This window comes from Mitsuaria sp. BK041, assembly GCF_014193085.1.
Taxonomy (GTDB): domain Bacteria; phylum Pseudomonadota; class Gammaproteobacteria; order Burkholderiales; family Burkholderiaceae_C; genus Roseateles.
Genome location: NZ_JACHYT010000002.1, coordinates 2001873 through 2020922, shown reverse-complemented (window position 1 = coordinate 2020922; position 19050 = coordinate 2001873). Strand labels below are relative to the sequence as shown.

Annotated in this window: 19 protein-coding genes; 5 read left to right on the top strand and 14 right to left on the bottom strand. The window is 66.8% G+C overall.

The window, feature by feature from the left end; genetic code table 11:
- Positions 1–5: 5 nt before the first annotated feature.
- Both FHT38_RS24690 and FHT38_RS24685 read left to right on the top strand, forming a co-directional pair.
- The gene (locus FHT38_RS24690; RefSeq protein WP_183493529.1) at positions 6–239 is read left to right on the top strand and encodes a hypothetical protein; all 234 of its coding nucleotides are present in this window, start codon (positions 6–8) and stop codon (positions 237–239) included.
- Between the two features lie 67 nt (positions 240–306).
- A complete protein-coding gene (locus FHT38_RS24685) occupies positions 307–885 on the top strand; it encodes an NnrU family protein (RefSeq protein WP_183493528.1) in 579 nt (192 codons plus the stop codon).
- A 51-nt stretch (positions 886–936) separates the two neighbouring features.
- Here FHT38_RS24685 and FHT38_RS24680 read toward each other — a convergent pair whose 3' ends face one another.
- The 9 genes from FHT38_RS24680 to FHT38_RS24640 form a co-directional block, all read right to left on the bottom strand.
- Positions 937–1836 (bottom strand): hypothetical protein, encoded by a 900-nt coding sequence (locus FHT38_RS24680; protein ID WP_183493527.1) that lies wholly within the window; start codon positions 1834–1836, stop codon positions 937–939.
- A 27-nt stretch (positions 1837–1863) separates the two neighbouring features.
- Positions 1864–2745 (bottom strand): ABC transporter ATP-binding protein, encoded by an 882-nt coding sequence (locus FHT38_RS24675; protein WP_183493526.1) that lies wholly within the window; start codon positions 2743–2745, stop codon positions 1864–1866.
- The gene (locus FHT38_RS24670; RefSeq protein ID WP_091731914.1) at positions 2742–3092 is read right to left on the bottom strand and encodes a GntR family transcriptional regulator; all 351 of its coding nucleotides are present in this window, start codon (positions 3090–3092) and stop codon (positions 2742–2744) included. The genes FHT38_RS24675 and FHT38_RS24670 overlap by 4 nt, the downstream gene beginning before the upstream one ends.
- 252 nt (positions 3093–3344) lie before the next feature.
- The gene (locus FHT38_RS24665) at positions 3345–3896 is read right to left on the bottom strand and encodes a toxin-activating lysine-acyltransferase (RefSeq protein ID WP_183493525.1); all 552 of its coding nucleotides are present in this window, start codon (positions 3894–3896) and stop codon (positions 3345–3347) included.
- Positions 3897–3930: 34 nt separating this feature from the next.
- Positions 3931–5454, bottom strand: a complete 1524-nt coding sequence (locus FHT38_RS24660) for a hypothetical protein (RefSeq protein WP_183493524.1) — start codon at positions 5452–5454, stop codon at positions 3931–3933.
- Between the two features lie 59 nt (positions 5455–5513).
- Entirely contained in the window at positions 5514–6353 is an 840-nt protein-coding gene (locus FHT38_RS24655) for a CPBP family intramembrane glutamic endopeptidase (RefSeq protein ID WP_183493523.1), read from the bottom strand.
- 270 nt (positions 6354–6623) lie between these two features.
- Positions 6624–6917 (bottom strand): hypothetical protein, encoded by a 294-nt coding sequence (locus tag FHT38_RS24650; protein ID WP_183493522.1) that lies wholly within the window; start codon positions 6915–6917, stop codon positions 6624–6626.
- A gap of 416 nt (positions 6918–7333) precedes the next feature.
- On the bottom strand, positions 7334–7924 hold the full coding sequence (locus FHT38_RS24645) for a hypothetical protein (RefSeq protein ID WP_183493521.1): 591 nt from the start codon (positions 7922–7924) through the stop codon (positions 7334–7336).
- Between the two features lie 280 nt (positions 7925–8204).
- Positions 8205–8957, bottom strand: coding sequence for a hypothetical protein (locus FHT38_RS24640; RefSeq protein ID WP_183493520.1), 753 nt, complete (start codon positions 8955–8957; stop codon positions 8205–8207).
- Between the two features lie 243 nt (positions 8958–9200).
- On the opposite strand from FHT38_RS24640, the gene FHT38_RS24635 reads away from it, so the two are divergent.
- The gene (locus FHT38_RS24635) at positions 9201–10205 is read left to right on the top strand and encodes a PAS domain-containing protein (protein WP_183493519.1); all 1005 of its coding nucleotides are present in this window, start codon (positions 9201–9203) and stop codon (positions 10203–10205) included.
- A 37-nt stretch (positions 10206–10242) separates the two neighbouring features.
- Here FHT38_RS24635 and FHT38_RS24630 read toward each other — a convergent pair whose 3' ends face one another.
- Complete coding sequence (locus FHT38_RS24630) at positions 10243–13353, bottom strand: sensor histidine kinase (protein ID WP_183493518.1); 3111 nt, start codon at positions 13351–13353, stop codon at positions 10243–10245.
- 227 nt (positions 13354–13580) lie between these two features.
- Here FHT38_RS24630 and FHT38_RS24625 point away from each other — a divergent pair, with 227 nt between their 5' ends.
- Entirely contained in the window at positions 13581–14183 is a 603-nt protein-coding gene (locus FHT38_RS24625) for a response regulator transcription factor (RefSeq protein WP_183493659.1), read from the top strand.
- Between the two features lie 163 nt (positions 14184–14346).
- Here the strand turns inward: FHT38_RS24625 and FHT38_RS24620 are convergent, their stop codons facing one another.
- The 4 genes from FHT38_RS24620 to FHT38_RS24605 all read right to left on the bottom strand — a co-directional run bounded on the left by FHT38_RS24620 (position 14347) and on the right by FHT38_RS24605 (position 17969).
- Positions 14347–15438 carry a hypothetical protein gene (locus tag FHT38_RS24620; protein ID WP_183493517.1) on the bottom strand — a complete coding sequence of 364 codons (1092 nt, stop codon included), beginning with the start codon at positions 15436–15438 and terminating at the stop codon, positions 14347–14349.
- A 152-nt stretch (positions 15439–15590) separates the two neighbouring features.
- Complete coding sequence (locus FHT38_RS24615) at positions 15591–16013, bottom strand: organic hydroperoxide resistance protein (protein ID WP_183493516.1); 423 nt, start codon at positions 16011–16013, stop codon at positions 15591–15593.
- A gap of 70 nt (positions 16014–16083) precedes the next feature.
- Positions 16084–17109 (bottom strand): alpha/beta fold hydrolase, encoded by a 1026-nt coding sequence (locus FHT38_RS24610; RefSeq protein WP_091731088.1) that lies wholly within the window; start codon positions 17107–17109, stop codon positions 16084–16086.
- Positions 17110–17129: 20 nt separating this feature from the next.
- Positions 17130–17969, bottom strand: coding sequence for an alpha/beta fold hydrolase (locus FHT38_RS24605; protein WP_183493515.1), 840 nt, complete (start codon positions 17967–17969; stop codon positions 17130–17132).
- A gap of 230 nt (positions 17970–18199) precedes the next feature.
- Here FHT38_RS24605 and FHT38_RS24600 point away from each other — a divergent pair, with 230 nt between their 5' ends.
- On the top strand, positions 18200–18886 hold the full coding sequence (locus FHT38_RS24600; protein WP_183493514.1) for a TetR family transcriptional regulator: 687 nt from the start codon (positions 18200–18202) through the stop codon (positions 18884–18886).
- Positions 18887–19050: the final 164 nt, after the last annotated feature.

Below are 19050 nucleotides of genomic sequence, written 5' to 3'. Positions count from 1 at the left end.
CCGCCATGAAAGCCCCCGCCCGCCTCGGCGGCGCGCACGTGTCCGCGCCGCGCCCCGCGTCCGATCACCGCTGGCGCCGCGTCCTGCTGCGGGCGCTCGGCATCGCCGTCGCCCTGCTGGCGCTGCTGGCCGCGCTGGCCTGGCTCGACCATGCCGAAGGCGACCTGCGCCAGGTCCGAGCCTCGCCCACGGCCCCCGTCCCGCCCGCATTCGCCCCGTCACCGACAACGGTCTCTTGATCCGGACCGCACTGGTGAGCCGCTCCCGGCGCGGGCATAGTCCGCGCCGACAAGGAGCGACTTCACCATGTGGGCACTGATCCTCGGATTGATCCTGTTCCTCGGACCGCATTCGGTCCGCATCGTCGCGCCGGCTTGGCGCGACGCCCGCCTCGCCGCCTGGGGCGAGCGCCGCTGGAAGTTGAGCTACACCGCCGTTTCCCTCGTCGGCCTGCTGCTCATCCTCTGGGGTTATGGCCAGGCGCGACTCGATCCCCATCCACTCTGGGCGACGCCGCGCGGCATGAATCACCTGGCGGGGCTGCTGATGCTGGGGTCGTTGATCCTGCTGGCGGCCGCCTACGTGCCGCGCAACCACCTCAAGGCCAGGCTGGGGCACCCGATGGTGCTGGCGGTGAAGCTCTGGGCTTTGGGCCACCTGCTGGCCAACAACACCGTCGCGGACCTCGTGCTGTTCGGCGCCTTCCTGGTCTGGGCGGTCCTGGACTACCGCTCGGCGCGGCGTCGGCCCGAACCACGCCCGCCGGCCGGCACCGCGCGCGGGACCGCGATCGCGGTGGCGATCGGCGTCGTGGTCTGGATCGTATTCGTGGCTGGACTGCACCGCGCGCTCATCGGCGTCAGCCCGTTCCCGACCGTCGGATGAAGGAAGCCCCGCGCGCTGGCGGGGCCCCTCGAGCGCGCCCGGCGCCGCGGATCAGAGACTGCGCTTGCGCTGCAGCACCAGCAGCCAGAAGCACACGCCGGCCAGCGCCAGCCCGCCGAAGAACTGCGGATGCAGCGCCGCATGCAGGACCTGCGGCAGGCCGTCGCGGGCGAAGTCGGGGAAGCGGAACAGCATGTCGAAGAAGTCCTGCATGTCGAGCCGCCCGTCGCCGTTGGACTCGACGATCAGCCGGGTGCCGCTCTGCACCCAGGCGCTGGCGACGCCTTCCATCTGCGTCTTGAGCAGCTGCTTCAGCGTCTGGGCGACGGGCTCGTCCTTGTAGATCTTGAGGAAGGCGCCCACGCCGATCACCAGCAGCGGCGCCCCCCAGCGCCGGAGCCAGGCCGAGGCCGCCATCAGCGCCAGTGCGATCGGCGCGATCCACAGCGACGCCAGCACCACGCCGACGACCAGCCGCAGGCTCAGCCAGAGCGTGGCCTGGAACAGCGCGGCCCACTGCGTCTGCTGCAGCGCCGAGAGGCCGAACTCCTTGAACGCCATCGCCGAGCCGACGACCACGCCACCGGCGACGCCGAGCAGCACGGCGACCGCCGGCATCAGCACGCCGTGCGCGACGATCGGTGCGCCCAGGCTCGCCGCATGGCTGCCGGGCAGCGAGGACCAGAACTCGATCGAGCAGTCCTGCTGGTCGCGCCGGGCCAGGCCCAGCAGCTGGTAGCCGGAGACGGCCATGGCCAGGGTCAGCACCAGCGCGACCGTCAGCAGGCCGGCGATCAGCGCGACCGGCTCCGGGCTGGGCACGTCGATGCCGTCGACCTGGCTGAACGGCACCAGCGCCAGCAGCACCAGGATGGGCACCAGCACCAGGCCGAGCCAGGCGCGCTTGTATTGCAGCCACTCGCGCAGCAGCAGCGTGTTGAAGAGCGTCATGGGATGTCCTTGAGGAGGGGTCGCGGGTCAGGCCGATTCCGGCGTGCGCGCCTGGATCTCGGGCTTGCGGGTCAGGGCCATGAACAGGTCCACGAGGCTGGGGCGCACGCGCTGCCCCAGGTGAGCGACGGTGTCCGGCGCGACGCCGTCGAACAGCGCGGCCGGCCGGCCCTGCACGCGGTAGCGCAGCAGCGGGTGGTTGGCCGCGACGGCCTCGGCGGCCTCCGGATCGTGCGACAGCGCCACGAAGCGCTCGTCCATCTCCGCCAGCGAGATGTCCAGCACCAGCCGGCCCTCGTCCAGCATGATCACGTCCGACAGCAGCGACTCGACCTCCTCCACCTGATGGGTGGAGATCAGCACGGAGCGCTCGCCGTCGCACCACTCGTCGATGAGCATCTCGTAGAAGCTCTTGCGCGACATCACGTCCAGCCCGAGCGTGGGCTCGTCCAGGATCATGAGCTTCGCGTCGATGGCCGCGACCAGCGCCAGGTGCAGCTGGGTGACCATGCCCTTGGACAGGTGCTTGACCTTGTCGTTCTCGCCGACGGAGGTGCGGCGCAGCAGCTGGCGGGCGCGCTCCGTGGAGAAGCGCGGCTGCAGGCCGGCCATCAGGCGGATCAGCTCCGACACCCGCGCCCAGCTGGGCAGGACGGCGACGTCGGGGATGTAGCAGAGCGAGGTCAGCAGCCGGGCGCGGTCCGCATGCGGGTCCAGGCCCAGCACGCGGAGCTGGCCGGTGGGCTGCTTCAGGCCGACCAGCGTCTTCATCAGCGTGGTCTTGCCGGCGCCGTTGTGGCCGAGCAGGCCGACGACGCGGCCGGCGGGGATGGAGAAGGTCAGGTCCTGCAGGGCCGCCTTGCGGCCGTAGTGGAGGCTCAGGTGGCTGGCCTCGATGAGCGTCTTCATGCGTCCTCCCAATTCAGGTCCTGGGGGCGGAGGCCCAGGCGGCGAAGTTTCTCCCGCAGGCGGGGCCATTCCTCCTGGAGGAACTGCTCGCGCTCGCTGCGCAGCAGCCGGACGCGGGCGCCATCGCGGACATACATGCCCAGGCCGCGGCGGCTCTCGACCAGGCCCTCGTCCACGAGGGCCTGCAGCGCGCGGCTGACGGTCAACGGATTGATGAGGTACTGGCTGGCGAGCGCGCGCACGGATGGCAGCGCCTCGCCCTCGGGGGGATCGCCGTCCAGCAGCTGCGACGCGAGGCGGTCGGCGAGCTGCTGATAGATCGGCGCTTGATCGTTCCAGCTGTGCATGACGCGAGGCGCCGGGGCGCCGGTGTGTTGCTGATGTAGCACACCATATCAACCGCCCCCGGCCCGCCCCCAGCGGGGGGCGACAGACTGCAGAAATGGGGGGATGAAGCGGGGAACTGGGAGAACCCCGGCGCTCATAGGCGCCTTCTGGGGATTCGTTCCTCCGCCACGCCGGCGGCGTACGGGCAACTACCGCCGAAGCACGGTGAGCAGGTAGCGCAAGTCACCGGTTGGCGAGCGTCGCTGGCGAAACTATTTCCATATTCGCTTGCCTCGGGTTGGACAAGAGTGCGCAACCTCAAGTCCCTCCCTGCTGGGATCGCCGGCTGAAGACCAGAAAGCCGATTTGCTGTCACGGCCGGCTCTTTTGAAGACCAGTTCACCGTTCCGATTCCGGCCATAGCTCACTGTCCTGTAATCCTTAAAGAGTTCGTCCCGCATGTATTCCAGAGCCGGCCTAAGAGAGCCAGGCCTGATCAAAAAGTCGATGATCCAAAGACTGTCGCCTTCGTTCCATTCGAAGTCATGCAGTTCCAAGCGTTTGGTTCTTATAACTCGACGCTCCACATCGGGAACCAATAAGGCCCACACAACAAACCCCGTGCACTGCCCAAACCCGTTATAGAACACCTTCGTCTGACCCAGGCCATGCGCGAACGACAGCGCATGCGAAAAACGCGCCAAAGACGTTCCACCATGGCTGGGTCGAGCACCAGCGAACCGCACCATGGCACCTATATCTTCATTGGCGCGTCGATGATTGACATCGGCCTCGCCTTTCACGCCCGCTACGTCGTAGTACATTTCATCTGGAAAGAGCTTGACAGGACCAAGGATGTTAGTCAGAGAGGATATGAACGGCGTTTTTGATGATCGAATCTATAAAATCGCCGACCCCGGAAAGATCTTTCTCGAAATTTCGCAACCCATCGTAGATTGACTCGCGCACAAGAAAGCTGAGGGGCCCGTTCAATCTCAGACACCGTTGAAGTGCGGGAGTGCGTAGACTCCGCATATATTCGGCAGGTTGCTGCCCTCGGTAGGCGAAATACAGGGCATCCAGACAACGTGACAAGGTATCGGCCAGAACAGGATCGCCCAAACTTTCCCTTAAAGTTGTCGATCCGCCCAGCTCCCTCCCTGCATACGCGCGCAATGCTTCGTTGAGATCGTGCCAGCCTATCGATTGAAGCGGAGCTGCCGACGTATTGACGGTATCAAACCCTTCTTTCAATATATATCGTCGACTACCTCTCAATGCAATTTCCCGCATACACCGGTACGCATCATCAAGCAGCCTCCTCGGCATCAATAGAAGTGCATCCTCCGGAATCCCGGACAGCTTTGAGAACTCTATAGCCAAGCAAGCATCATGGTGACAGCGGAATTCCTGCAAGAGTTCCAGTGTCGGAACAATCTTGTAGTCTGATGGCCGGGGAAGATAGCGCTCCAGCTGCTGGCGCATGCTCAAGAGAATTCTTTCAATATATTCGCCCTGATTCCAAATATCAGCCCCGCTGGGCTTTGGCGCCCCGATGCGGCGCCGATAAGCCGGTACAGCCGTGCATGTGCCAAAGTCAAGGAAGCGGCCGTCCAGCGCGATGTTTGATGCACTCAGCCCTCCATGGAATATGCGCTTCGCGTGTGCTGCGGCAAGCTGCTTGGCAAAGCGTGCGGCGATGGCAAGCAGTCCTTCATTGATCTTGGTCCGCTCCACGCCGAGTTCGCGTTCAAAAATTTCCGGGAGCTTTTGCGCAGCAAATCGAACTCGAGCGCTATCGTTCGAGATTCCAAATTCCGGATGAGGGCGAAAATGTATGTTTCGCAGGAAGTGCGCAGGACGCCAGGCGAAACGGCGCAACAGGATGACGCGAGGTACTGATGGCGGACTTCCAGGTTTTGCAAAAGCGGCTCTGGCGAATGTTCCGGTGGACATTAGTGCCAGCGTCGGCACGGCGCCGTAGGGAAGCACCTCGCCACATATTGAACTCATTATGGCCTCGTGACCCGCATCCAGAAGATCGATGGTGCCGCCCGAATGCAATATCTCTGGTTCGCTACCCGGCCTTGCACCGTATAGCGGGGTCAACCCAACGCCCTTAATTTGGACGTCCGAACTCGTAGCGCAGCGGGCGCTTCCTCCGCAGAATCCGATGCCTTCGCCACCGTATCGATCGGAAAACAGCGAAACTGCGTCAGTTCTATGCGCGGCGTCTGGGAACTCCGGAATGACACAGCAATAGTCTTTCAGCTCAAGTTCCGTAAAATGATTTCCGCTCCACGTCCAATGCACCGTTGGTCGTGCACACCGCTCCAGCTTCACGGCGACGGAGAGAGGCGAATTTCCAAGAACAACCGTCATGAACTCATTCTGCTTGTGAGGCGATTCAACTGAAAAGTTGGGGACGCCAGGCTTTCACTTTATGTCAGCTTGCGCCCCGCCAAGCCTTTCCGATCCTGGAGGGATCGCAGCAGGAGTAGAACCGTCGCGACTACCGCAAACCGCTTCACCGCTGTGAAATAGTCAATTGTTTCATTGAATAGGAGCCCGGCGAACCATGAATCGCTGCCGCCGGTAAGCAGGCCGGACCAGATGTTTGACCACGAGTGAACTAAAACAGGAGCCCACAATACCTTGCTTGCCTGATAGACCAGCCCCAACAACAACCCCACGCAGAAGAATCCGAAGAAGTTCAACCACGACGCCCTTGCCGCTTCTCCATGAAACAGTGCAAACACGGCGGACTGAGAAATAAGACAGACCAGCGCCGGCGAATTCGAGTACTGCAACAGCATTCTCAACAGCATGCCCCTGAACAAAAACTCCTCTATCGCGGCGGCGACAATCACTATTGCCGCAGATATGGGAAGAAGCTCCCAGCGCATGATGCCGTTGATCGCGACGTCTTTCCGAGAGGCCCAGGCGAGCACGATTGAAATGACGGGGATTGCTATTACAGGAACAATTGCATGCATGAATCCCGATAGGCTGACTCCTCGCGAAAAGAAGAGGGCCTCCGTGCTCGACTTTGATATAAGAGGCGGGGCGCTTTTATATGCGAGGTAGATTGCGCCAGAGACAGCGAACTGCACGCCTAAAAAGAGAGAAGTCTTAAATAGGTAGCTCCCCTTCGCAGGCCCAACCATCCTCATGGAAGCGTCCGAAATGACGTGAGAGCACCCAACGACGAAAGTGACCGCAGCAAAAAAGACAATGATGCATGCGGCGATCCTCAATGCACTGGCAGCTATTATTTTCATGGCGAAATCATGAATAGTAGGTCGCTCATATCCAATGGTCGCCAAGAGCCAATCTCCGGGAAAGGCGGGGGCCGGAACTCTCGCCCTCCCAGACATTGGGCAGCGATCATGCGCATGACTTCGCTGGACGCGTCCAAACTTCCAACCAACAGTAAATATGGCCGCACTACGGCGGCCATATGAATGGCAACTTGTATTAAGCCGTCATTCAGAAAAGGCAAATCCAATGGGCTTCGATCCAATTGCTACCGTTAGCCCCGAGGCATCGAATCACGTCGTCGCGGCTGACAATTTCGCCGGTGTAGTGATAATTGTCACCCATGCCGGTTGCACCGACTTCACCACCGGAAATTGCATCAAATTCGGTCGCTTCAATAAGTCGCACAATAGTTTCCTCCAAAGAAATAGATCGAAAGCGGTCGATCCGTCCGAATCTTCGCGAGAAACAACCTCGCTCAGAATCTCTTTCCCTTCAAGGCCAACACCGGTTAGTGCATCCAAATTCATGCCAGTTGCCAGTTCCGTTTGTTTTCCGTAGGTGTGAACCCAGCCTCCCTTGCGCATGTGCCTTGTTAGTCCTTTTTCTTTCCACGCAAAAAAGTCTAAGAGAGGAGGGACAGGTTCAAATTCCCCCCAGAAGGAGGAGAAACTAGGCGAAAAGACGGATCCGTCAAAAAGCCCTTTTGTCTTTCGCTGAAGTTGTGGACCGTTCAGCGCGCTTGCTGTAGAGCCCGGACATTCACGAGCCGCGGTAGCGCTTCTTTCCTCACGCCCACGGCGTGTCTGCAAAGCGCTGGCCCACCTCGCCCTGTGCTGCGGACCATTGCTTTCTTGCCCGGTTTCTTGCTGCGCTTCCGAGCCAAGGGCTCGATGCCAACCGCGTGCGCACCCCCACAGCGCGCAACCCGAGCGGTTCCGGCAGCACCACGCGCACCGTTCGGGCGCCAGGATGCTGGAGCGGGTCTCCCAAGCCTCCCGGCTCAGTTCGCGCCACCCGCCTCCGTCCGCTCACGATGAATCCGAGCGCTCTGATGCTTCTCCGCCCGATTCACCGCGATCTGCTCGCCGCGCGCGATGTGCCCGTTGTGCGCCGCGACCGCTTCCTTGTGACTGACTTCCGCTTGTCCGCGCTCGAGCTGCCCCACCTCCCGGCGAGACAGTGAGCCGTCCTGCAGTCCCGACTCGATGCGGCGCTGCTGGTTGATGTTGTGCTGCACGTCGGCCTCCATGCGCTTGGCCGATCGGGAATTGGGAGAAGCCACCTGGCCATTGCTCTCGAGCCGGGTGATGTCGGCGCTGGCCCGGTTCTGCGCGGCTCGCAGGCGAGCGCGCTCCGCGTCCGACAGATGCCCATCCTTCAACTCCCGCGATTGCAGCTTGTCGATGCGGCCTTCCTCGCGTTCGAGCTTGCCGGCTTCCTGCACAGTCAACTCGCCGCTCTTCAATCCGTCTTCGATGCGGCGCTGTTGATTGACGTCGCGCTGCACGGTCGTGGCCGTGGACTGCGCGAAGCTGGCGCTGCACACCGCCATCAGCGCCGAGACCGCCAGCAGTCGAGCATTGAGCTTCATATCGATCCTTCCATTCCGATTCGTTGAGAAGAGAGGCCGATGGCCCCACGGCCAGTCAACGTCCCCTCCCGCGAACCAGCGGACAGGAATGCCGGTGGATACGGTCGCGAATGGGTAAAGAAGTCCGAAGTGATGAAGCCCGGGTCGACGAAGGATCAAGCGCGCGTGAAGACGCAATCGCAGCAGGCCAAGTCAGGCTCGCCACCAGCGGCGCCCGCGGCATGGCACCTGAGGCCTGGACTGCCCATTCGCCTCAGGTGCCGCCATCACGACGCCGCGCTCAGGGCTGCGCGGTGACAGCGTTCAGCGACGATTCCTCGACCACCTGGCCGGCGCTGTTGGTGTGCCGCACGCGGATCACGCCGAAGCCCTTCGCGAACCACAAGGTCGACGGACCGTCCTCGCCGGCCGCGGCGGCCTGGGTCTTGATCCGGCAGGTGTCGGCGAAGGTCTTGCCGGCCAGCGTCAGGGTTTCAAAGCCCTCGAAAGTCCAGGTTTCCTCCAGCGCTTCGGTGTCGGTCTGCCCGGCCTGCGGGCCGGTCAGCTGCTGCACCGTGTCGGTGTACTTCAGGACCGTCGATTGGCCGGCCTGCAAGGTCAGCGGCAGCAGGAAGGCCGCGGAATGGACGGTCCTGGCCTGCGCCGTGCCGGACTCGTCGTACTCGACGAGGCCCCAGAAGCGAATGCCGTTGGTCTCCGCTGACCAATAGCTCGCGGCGCTCCGGATGTCGGTGGCGCCCGCGAATTCCACGCTGCCACTGCGGGCGGCCCCGTCGAAGCTCTCGTTCACGACGAGGACCTTGCCGGAGGTGCTTCCCCCATCGGGGTCGGTCATGGTGTACGCCGTGCCGGGCGTCAGGTTGAAGCAAGCGGCCAAGGTCGGTCCGGCCGGTGCGACCGGGGCGTCCGGCACCGGCGGCGTGGCGGGAGAGGCGTCGTCATCGCCGCCGCCGCAGGCGGCCAGAACGGCGCAGAGGACGGTCGTGAGGAAAAGGTGCTTCGTGTGCGGGGCGTGGGAGCGTGCGGTCTGCATGGGCGTGCTTCGTTGAACGTGCGTTGGTACGGCGTGTTTCGGGGATGTCTGATGACGTCGCCCAGTTTGCGCAAGCGCCGCGCGGCCGTTCGAAAGGAACTCCAAAGCTTGAACAACCGATCCATCGCCCACTTCCAACCACGTCATCACCGAGTCACCACCCACGGCTCCAAGGCGACCTGAACGTGGCGACGGCGACAACGTTCGTTCGACAATCGCGCATCCCAACATCCGGCCACGTCCGTGAGCGGTGAGATCTTCGTCTTCGGACGCTGCGAGGTACGCGTGGCGCAGCGGCAAGTCCTGCTCGAGGGCCATCTCCGGCCGCTTGAGCCCTTGCCTTTCGACCTGCTGGTCTACCTGATTCGCCGGCGGCATCAAGTCGTCACGAAAGCCCGTCTGCTCGACGAGGTGTGGCGCAACCGGCACCTCGGCGAAGCCGTGATCTCGGTGGCGGTGCAGAAGGCGCGACTGGCGATCGGCGACAGCAGCAGGCGAGCGAGGCTGCTCGTCACCGTGCCACGACGAGGCTATCGCTTCGTCGGTGAGCCGGACGCGCCGCGGATGCTGGAGAACGTCCACCCGGGCACCGCGCCGCAGCAGCCTGCCTCCCTGCTCCTGGCCAATCGGCCACTGCTGCTTGCGCCGCAAGTCGACGGGTCGCTGATCGGATGGCTGGAGCGCCTGGCCCGCGCCGACGACGCCGCGGCGCTGACGGTCGCCACTCGACTGCTGGAGCAGGCGCATGCGGCGGGACTCGTCCCGATGGAAGCCGCGGTGCATCGCGTGCTGGCCCGCCTGCATGAGCGCCAGGGCGCCTCCTGCCTGGCGCGGCTGCACATCAACGAGGTCATGCGCCTGATGGCCTCCGAGGCACCGCCCTGGGAGGCTCGCGATGGTCGCCATCTCCTGTACCACGCCCTCGATCAATCGCCCGACCCGATCTTCATCAAGGACCAGGCGCATCGGTGGGTGTTCCTCAATCGGGCGTTCTGCCGCCTCATCGGCCATGCGCGCGAGGACCTCCTCGGCAAGTCCGACTACGACTTCTTCCCCGAGCGACAGGCCGACGTCTTCTGGCAGCAGGACGACGTGGTGCTGCGGTCCCGCGAGGAAAGCACCAACGAGGAAGTCATCACGCCCGCGCGGGGCGCGACCCACATCGCCACCACGACGAAGGCGATCCTGGTCGACGACAGCCGGGAGAGCTTCCTGATCGGCACGCTGCGGTGCCGGCAGCACGTGTAGGCGCTGGATCCCGAGGGCACGGGCGAGCGCGGCGATCTCACGCTCGATCGGCGTCTGCCTGTTCGTCCCCGTCAGCCGGTGAAGCCGGCGCCGCCTCATTGCCGTATGCCTTGGACGCCCGCATCACCAGCGCGACCACGGTCCCGCGGCCCGGCGCGCTCGTGATGCGCAGCCGCGCGCCCAGGCCCTTCGCCCGCTCGCGCATCGAGGCCAGCCCCAAGTGTCCGGGCCGTCCCTGCGCCGCCAGTGCGGGGAGCATGCCGGCGCCGTCGTCGCGCAGCGTCACCCGCAACCACCATCCGCCGAAGCGCCAGCTCATCGTGATGCGGTCCGCATGCGCATGCCGGAACGCGTTCAGCAGCGCCTCGCCGAGGATCAGCCGCAGCTCGTCCCTCACCTCCGGCCGCAGCGGTCGCTCCCGGCCCACCGTCACCAGATGGAACTCGCCGTCGTAGTCCCGCGCCAGTTGCGCGGCGATGTCCTCCAGCTCGCGCGGCAGGCTGCTCCCGGTCTCGCTGGCGCCGCGCAGCGCCATCACGCGGCGGCGGCTTTCGTCGAGCACCTCGTCGGCCATCACCAGGTCGGCGTCGATGGCCTCCCTCACCGGATGGGCCGTGGGCAGCTGCGCCGAGTGCGCCTCGACGCGCAGGATCAGCCCCTGCACGCCCTGCAGCAGCGTGTCGTGCAGTTCACGGGCGATGCGCTCGCGCTCGGCCATGCGGGTGCGCATCTGCTCGCGGGCGCGCCGTGCGGCCTGCCGCAGCCGCAGCCGGTGCAGCCCCCAGGCGAGCGCCGCCGCGGCCGCCACGCAGAGCGCGCGGAACCACAGGGTCTGGTGGAAGGCGGCGGGGATCTCGATCTCCTGCACCGCCTCCTCGCGCGCGGCCAGGCCGTCGTTGTTGAGCGCCAGCACGCGGAAGCGGTAACGCCCCGGGCTGAGGCTGGTGTAGACCGTCTCGCGCCGCCCGCCCGCTTCGCGCCAGCGCGCGTCCACGCCCTCGAGCCGATAACGGAAGCGCACCCGCTCGGGCACCGCCAGGCTCGCGGCGGAGAAGCGCAGCTCCATCATGTCCGTGAGCCGCGGTAGCACGAGCGGCGCGCCGACCGGGTACTCCGCGCCGCCCGCGCGCAGCCCGGTGATCCGCACCACCGGCGCCACCGTGTTGCGGCGTGGCTGCAGCGGGTCCAGCCAGGCGACGCCGGTCGTCCCGGCGAACCACAGGCGGCCGTCCCGGCCCTCGACCACGCTCGGCTGCGGCCAGAACGAGGTCGCGCTGCCGGGATAACCGTCGAGCGCGTCCAGCACCTCCAGCGCCAGCGGCTGACGCGGATCGGCGAGAAAGCGCTCGAGCGCCTCGCGGCGCACATGCACCGCGCCCTTGCGCGCGTTGAGCCACAGGTCGCCATTCGCCGTCTCGACGATGCCCGACACACCGGCCAGCGTCTCCTGCCCCTCGGCGACCAGCGGAATGAATCGATCGCCGCGCAGCAGGCTCACGCCGAAGTCCCCGGCGATCAACAAGCGCGTGCGCCCCGCGTGGACATGCCGCACGTCCCCGACGTCGACGCCCTCTTCCGGCCCGAAACGCCGGGCTTCGCCATCGCGCCAGCGCCACAGCTGGTTGCCCTGCAGGCCCAGCCAGAGCGTCCCGTCCGCGGAGGCGGCGACGGCCGCCTCGATCGGACCGGCCACGCCGGGCAACGTCAGCGGCGTCCAGCGGCCATCCTCCCAGCGCTGCACGCCGGCCCGCTGGAAAGCCACCAGCACCCCGTCCCCGCTCGGCACGATGCCGTTGATCCAGCGCTCCCCGAGCGCCGGCGGCCGCGGCACCTCCGTCCAGCGCGCGCCGTCGCGTCGCCACAGCCCGCTGGGCCCGCCCATCCACAGCCGCCCGGCGCAGTCGCGTCCCATCGCGGTGATCTGCCCCTGCGGCCCGGCGTCGCGCTGGCCCTCGCCCGCCGGGCCGGCCATGCGCCACAGCGTCGATGCCACCGGCGAATACGCCGACACCATCACCGCGCCGTCCGCCTCGGCCGACAACGCGTAGTTGCTGGTCGCGCGCGGCATCGGCGCCGGCACCAGCGGCGAGCGGCGGAAGCGGTCGAGCCCGCTCTTGGTCGCCACCCAGAGGCTACCCTCGGCGTCCTCCAGGATCATCATCCCGAAGTCGCCCGACAGCCCTTCCGGCGCGGCCATGCGCTCGGGCTCGCCGGTCAGCGGCACGCGGTCGCCCTCCAGCGGCCACGGCAGGCGACGGCGGCACAACCCGGCCGGGCAGTACACGGTCCACAGGTTGCCCTCGCGATCGGCGATGGTCGAGGACCCGCGCCGTGTCGCGAGCAAGGGATCGCGGGTGAGCGGCGCCTGCGACACGGCAGGTGCCTTGCGCATCTCCTGCGGGTGGACGAACCACATCTCGCCGCGGATCACCTGCAGGCTGACGGCGCCAGTGCAATCGCCGACCGGACGGAAGCGCGTCTCCCCCTGCGGCAGCGCCAGCAGCCGCTCGTCGTCGCACACCCACACCGTGCCGCGGCCATCGGCCACCACGCCATCGATCGCGCGCGTCGGCACGCCGTGCTCGGGGCCGATGCGGGTCCAGCTCGTCCCGTCGAAGCGGAACAAGCCGGTCGGGCTGCCCGCCCAGACCGTGCCGCCCGAGCCCTCGGCGATGAAGCGGATGCGCATTGCGGCGACGGCTTCGTCCTCCGGCACGCGCCACACCTGGCCGCCGCGAATCCGCACCAGGCCGCGCGGGAAGAAGGCCGCCCAGAGATCGCCGTTGGACATCGCCACCAGGCGCCCCACCGCCGCGGAGGGGAAGAGTTCCGGCGGGTTCGGCCGGAAGCGCTCGAAGCGCACGCCGTCGAAGGCGGTCAGCCCGTTCGGCCCGCCCATCCAGAGCAGGCCGTCGGGGGTCTGGGCCATCGCCCAGGTCTCCATCGGCACGCCGTCGGCGGCGGTCCAGGCGCGGTGATGGAACTGCTGCAGGTGCAGCGTGCGGTCCAGCGCCCAGGCCGGCCGGCCGGCAGCCAGCAACCAGGCCGCCAGCAGGGCGGGCAGCAGCCAGGCCATCCACGCCGGCACGGCACGCGCCGCACGCTCGGCGCGGCGGGTCGGAACGGGCTTCGGGCGGGGCGGCGTCATCGGGCCGGAACGCTATCAGAACTTGGCGGCGGCGCCGTCGGTCGGGTCCGGTCGGGCGATCAGCGCGCGTGACACCGGATCGCGCGCCGGGCGCTAACTCTTTCGAGGGAGGGCGCGGGACCTTGCGCAGGCGCGGGAGGGGCCGCTGCGGCTACGCTTCGGCCCTGACGCTTCCGACCCGAGCCCGCGTGATCGATCCCGCCCCCACTTCCCCGGCCATCACCGTGATGGCCGTCGATGACCATGCGCTGATGCGCAGCGGCATCGCGTCCGTCATCGATGCCGAGCCCGACATGCGCCTGGTGGCCGAGGCCTCGACCGGGCTGGAGGCGGTGGCGCGTTTCCGCCAGCACCAGCCCGACGTCACGCTGATGGACCTGCGCATGCGCGACATGGACGGCATCGAGGCGATGACGGCGATCCGCCGGGAGTTCCCGCAGGCGCGGGTGGTGATCCTGACCACCTTCCCGGGCGACTTCCAGGCGGTGCGGGCGATGAAGGCCGGCGCGAGCGGCTACCTGCTCAAGGGCCTGATGCGCACCGAGCTGATCGAGACCATCCGCGGCGTGCATGCGGGGCAGCTGATGGTGCCGGCGGTGATCGAGGCCGCCATCGCGGAGCACGCGGGCAGCCGCACACTCTCGCTGCGCGAGACGCAGGTGCTGCGCCTGGTGGCGCTGGGCCACGCCAACAAGGAAGTGGCCGAGAGCCTGTCGCTGACCGAGGAGACGGTGAAGGTCCACATGCGGACCATCCTCGGCAAGCTCTCCGCGAAGGACCGCACCCACGCGGTCACCATCGCGCTCAAGCGCGGGATCATCGAGCTCTGAATCAGAAGTACTTCACGCGGTTCAACAGATCGATCTCGATCCGGCGGTCGCGCGACGCCTCTTCAGCGGCTTGACTGACTCGCCCGGCCCGGAGCTGACCAGACGCAGAGGAGATGCCTCTGCCTGACCGCGCCCCCACTTCGCGAGCGACGCGCCCGGGGCTTCAGGTTGCAGCTCGGGGAACAACGGAATCTGTTGAGAGTCTTGATGCTTGCTCATGTCGAAGCTCGTTTCGAGAGGCGGCTGATGAACTCAGGCACATCAAGGTCCGGCGAGAAAACCCTCGGCCGTGCGCTTCATACAAGCCGCCGAAGGCCCGCGGGACGTCGTTCCAGCCGACGGCCAGGACGTTGCCATCGGCTGCGGTGATGGCGGCTCCGACCTGTCGGGAAAGACACGCGGAGTTCCTGGCTGCGGAGTGCGCCTCATACATCGCGCGTTCATTGGCCGACGGCGTGATGATCTTCACCCCCAGGAGCAGATCGAGATAGCGGCTCAGGCTGCCACGGATCTGATCGTCCGTGCCATCGCTGATCCGGAGGAAGAAATCCGCTTGGGGGAAGACGTCGCGCACGCTCTGTCCGTTGGCGAACTCTTCCCCGGAATCCCGGTCGATGAGCTTGAAGACCTCGCCCATGTCACCCAGCTTCTTCTGCAGGTGCTGCACCCGCGAGGCCAGCGGCGCGTGGACGCCGATCACATGAAGCAATCGCCCGTACACCGAGCGCAGGAGCTCCAGCTCATCGGTGTTCTTGATGGAGTCGATGATGTGGCAATGACGGACCACCGGCGTCGGCACCACCGCTGCCGGTGCGGGCTCCACGCCGCTCAAGGTCATCTGCGAGTGGTCGGGGGCTTCCTCCTGCCGCTTTCGAACCATCGCGATCTTCCGTATGGCCAACTGGGCAAGCACGGAGTTGCCGTACTTCAGCCGGAGGTCGTTGCCCGCGTCGATCAGGTTCTGGATCGAGCTGGCTGCGCCCAGCTGCGAACGCTCCTTGATGAAGTGACTGAGCCGGATCTCGTCGACCACCTTGTAGTCGTAGGACTTCTCGAGCAGCTCCTTCAACGTGGCTGACACCTGATGGAGCGGCGTCCCGAGCGGACCGCAGAGCGCGATCACCAGTTCGGGCGTGATCGCTTCGTCGATGCGTCGTTTGGCGTCGAAGCGCTTTCGGTCATGCCTGCTCGACGCCGACGCTGACGGCAGCAGCGACACATTGCTTCCCAATGCCATTTCGACCTCCTTGTCCAAGCGAAGAACTCTAGGAGGCCTTGGAGCCTTTCGGCCTTAGGCATCTGGGTATGCAATGAGCGCCGCACCCTCGATACAAGTCAGGCTCCGGCAGAACGCCGTCACGTTCGACCGGACTTGCAACCGTTGAGCCCCGACTGGGGCCCCGGCAATCACGCCACCGTGAACGTCACCTCGATGTTCCCCCGCGTCGCCAGCGAGTACGGGCAGATCTGATGCGCGCCGTCCACCAGCGCCCACTTCTGCGCCTCGTTCAGGCCGGGCAGCACCACGTGCAGCTTCGCCGCCAGCGCGAAGCCGCCGTCGGCGGTCGTGCCGAGCGAGATGTCGGCCTCGATGGAGGCGTCGTCGGGCACGCGGATCGGATCGGCCGTCTTCACGCGGCGCATCGCGCCCATGAAGCAGGCCGACCAGCCCACCGCCAGCAGCTGCTCGGGGTTGGTGCCCGGTCCGCCCGAGCCCGGCAGGCTCAGCCGGACATCGAGCGCGCCGTCGCTGGACTTGCCGGTCCCATCGCGGCCGCCGGTGGTCAGCGTGGAACCGGTGTAGAGGACCTTGTCGATCGTGCGGGTCATGGAGAAATCCTTCGAAGTCGGAAAGTGGAACGGAAAGCGGAGGCGTAGACGGCAGCGGCGGGCTCGGGGCTCACCACTGCGCCACGTCGATGACGGCCTTGGCGAAGTCGGCCGGCGCTTCCTGCGGCAGGTTGTGGCCGATGCCGCCGGTCAGCGCGCGGTGCTCGTACTTGCCGGTGAAGCGCGAACGGTAGGCGGCCGCCGGCGGGTGCGGCGCGCCGTTGGCATCGCCCTCCAGCGTGATCGTGGGCATCGCCACGGTCTTCACCTGCGCCAGGCGGATCTCGAGCGGCTCGTACTGCGGGTCGGTCTCGGCCGCGCCGATGCGCGAGCGGTAGTTGTGCACCACCAGCGCGACATGGTCCGGGTTCACCAGGTTCGCGGCGCTGCGCTCGAAGGTTGCGTCGTCGAAGTTCCACTTCGGCGAGGCCTGGTGCCAGATGAAGCGGGCGAAGGCCTTCAGGTTCTTCTCGTAGCCGATGCGGCCGCGCTCGGTGGCGAAGTAGTACTGGTACCACCACGTGAACTCGTCGGCCGGCGACAGCGGCGTCAGCGCGGTCGTCCGGTCCAGCACCAGGAAACCGCTCACCGACACCAGCGCCTGGCAACGCTCCGGCCACAGCGCGGCCATCACGCAGGCATTGCGCGCGCCCCAGTCGCAGCCGCCGAAGATGGCCTTGCGGATGCCCAGCGCGTCCATCAGCGCGATGCCGTCCGCCGCCAGCGCGGTCTGCTGCGCCGAGCGCATCGTGGCGTCCGAGAGGAAACGCGTCGTTCCATAGCCGCGCAGGTGCGGCACGATGACGCGGAAGCCCTGCGACGCCAGCATCGGCGCGACGTCCTCGTAGCCGTGGATGTCGTAGGGCCAGCCGTGGAACAGCATCACCGGCGTGCCGTTGCGCGGACCGAGGTCGATGTAGCCGATGTTCAGCGGGCCGGCGTCGATCTGGCGCACCGGGCCGAAGGCGGCGCGGCCGACGGCGGTCGGGGCGGCGGTGGCGGCGGTCGCCGGGCCGGTCAGCCCGCCGAGAGCCAGGCCGGCACCGGTCGCGGCGGCGAGCGACAGGAAGTCGCGTCGGTTCGTGTCTGCGGTCATGGGGGTCTCCTGTGGCCGGTTCAGTCGGCGGACTTCGCGGCGGTTTCGATCAGCGCGGCGACCTCGTGGGCATGGCTGACCATCGGCACGTGCGACGCGTTGGGGATCACGACGGTGCGGCGCGCATGCGCGCGCTCGGCCATCCAGGCCATCGCGGCGGGCGGGATGTTCTTGTCCGCGGCGCCGTAGACGAAATACACCGGGTGGTCCTTCCACGCGGTGCCCTGGCTGGGTTCCTTCAGCGCCGCCTCGGCCACCGGGCGCTGGCCGACGGCCATCAGGCGCGCGGCATCGGGCTTCACATCGGCGGCGAACTGGTTGCGGAACTTGTCCTGGTCGATGTACAGGTCCACGCCGCCCTCGGGCAGCGGCACCGGCGCGGCCAGCGCGTCGCCCAGCGTGCTGCCGGGAAACTTGCCGGCCAGCTCGACCACCGACTCGCCCTGCTCGGGCGCGAAGGCCGACACATACACCAGCGCCTTCACCCGGGCGTTGCCGGTGGCGGCATTGCTGATCACCGAGCCCCCGTAGGAGTGCCCGACCAGCACCACCGGCCCGGCGATCTTGTCGAGCAGGCTGGCGGTGTAGCGCGCGTCGCCGGAGACGCTGCGCAGCGGATTGGCGACCGCGACGACGGGATAGCCCTTGCCGCGCAGCTCGCCGGCCACGCCGTTCCAGCTGGAGGCGTCGGCGAAGGCGCCGTGGACCAGCACGATGGTGGGCTTGGCGGCGGCGGGCGCTGCGTCCTTGGCGAGCGCGGGGCCGGCGGCCGACAGCGCGACCGTGACGCCCAGCGCGGCGATGGCGCCCAGCGCGGCCGAAGCGCAGGAGCGGAGGGAACGGGACGAAGATGAAGACATGGTGGCTGCCTCTGCAGGATCGGGTGGAGGTCGGCGGAACCCCTGTCCCGCCGCTGTCCGCCATCAGAGCAGCGCCGCCCTGCGCGGCAAATTGAACCTGCGGGCGCGCCGCCCCCTACCTGCGTATGGTCCGCGGACCGTGGACAACCCGGTTGCCGCTGGCCGCCGCCCTGCGTATCATGAGGCGATTCATGTAGTGCCCGCTACATGAAATCGCATTCAGGACATTCATGGCTCAGAAGAAGCAGACCCAGGCGGTGCGCGGCACCGGCGTGCGCGAGGCCGCCGCGCAGGCCACCCGCGACAGCATCCTCAAGGCGGCGACCAAGGTGTTCGCGCGCTATGGTTACGACGGCGGCAGCATCGAGAAGATCTCCAGCTCGGCCAAGACGCACGACCGGATGATCTATTACTACTTCGGCAGCAAGGAGGGCCTGTTCATCGCGGTGCTCGAGGGCATCTACGACCGCATGGACCGCGCCGAGGCCACCTGCGCGCCGGACACCGCCGACCCGGTCGCGGCGCTGAAGACGGTGATCCGCTTCAAGATCGACTACTACCGCCGCCACCCCGAGTTCGTCACGCTGCTCAACACCGAGAACCTGCACAAGGGCAAGCATGTGGCCAAGTCGGAGAAGGCGGTGGAGTACTCGTCCACCGCGGTCGACCTGATCCGCGACATCCTCGATGCCGGCGCCGCGCAAGGCCTGTTCCGCGCCGACCTGCACCCGCGCGACGTCTACCTGCTGATCGTCTCGACGGCCTATTTCTTCACCTCCAACCGCCACACGCTGTCCGCCTTCCTGGGCGAATCGCTGGAGACGCCCGAGGCCGTCGCCGCCTGGGAGCGCTTCGTCACCGACAGCGTGCTGCGCGTCGTGCGCGCCGATGCGGCGTCGCTTCCGCTCACGGCCTGAACCGACGGCGCGATCGCGCCGCGCGTTCAGCGCAGCGCTCCATCGGCGTGGACGGGGATCGCGCTTTCCCGGATCGGGTACCCCGTTCGAGGTAGGGCGTCGCCGCTGCGGTGGACATCGATGCCGGCGGGCGTTCGCGAGGCGCATCGCGACTTGTAGGATGA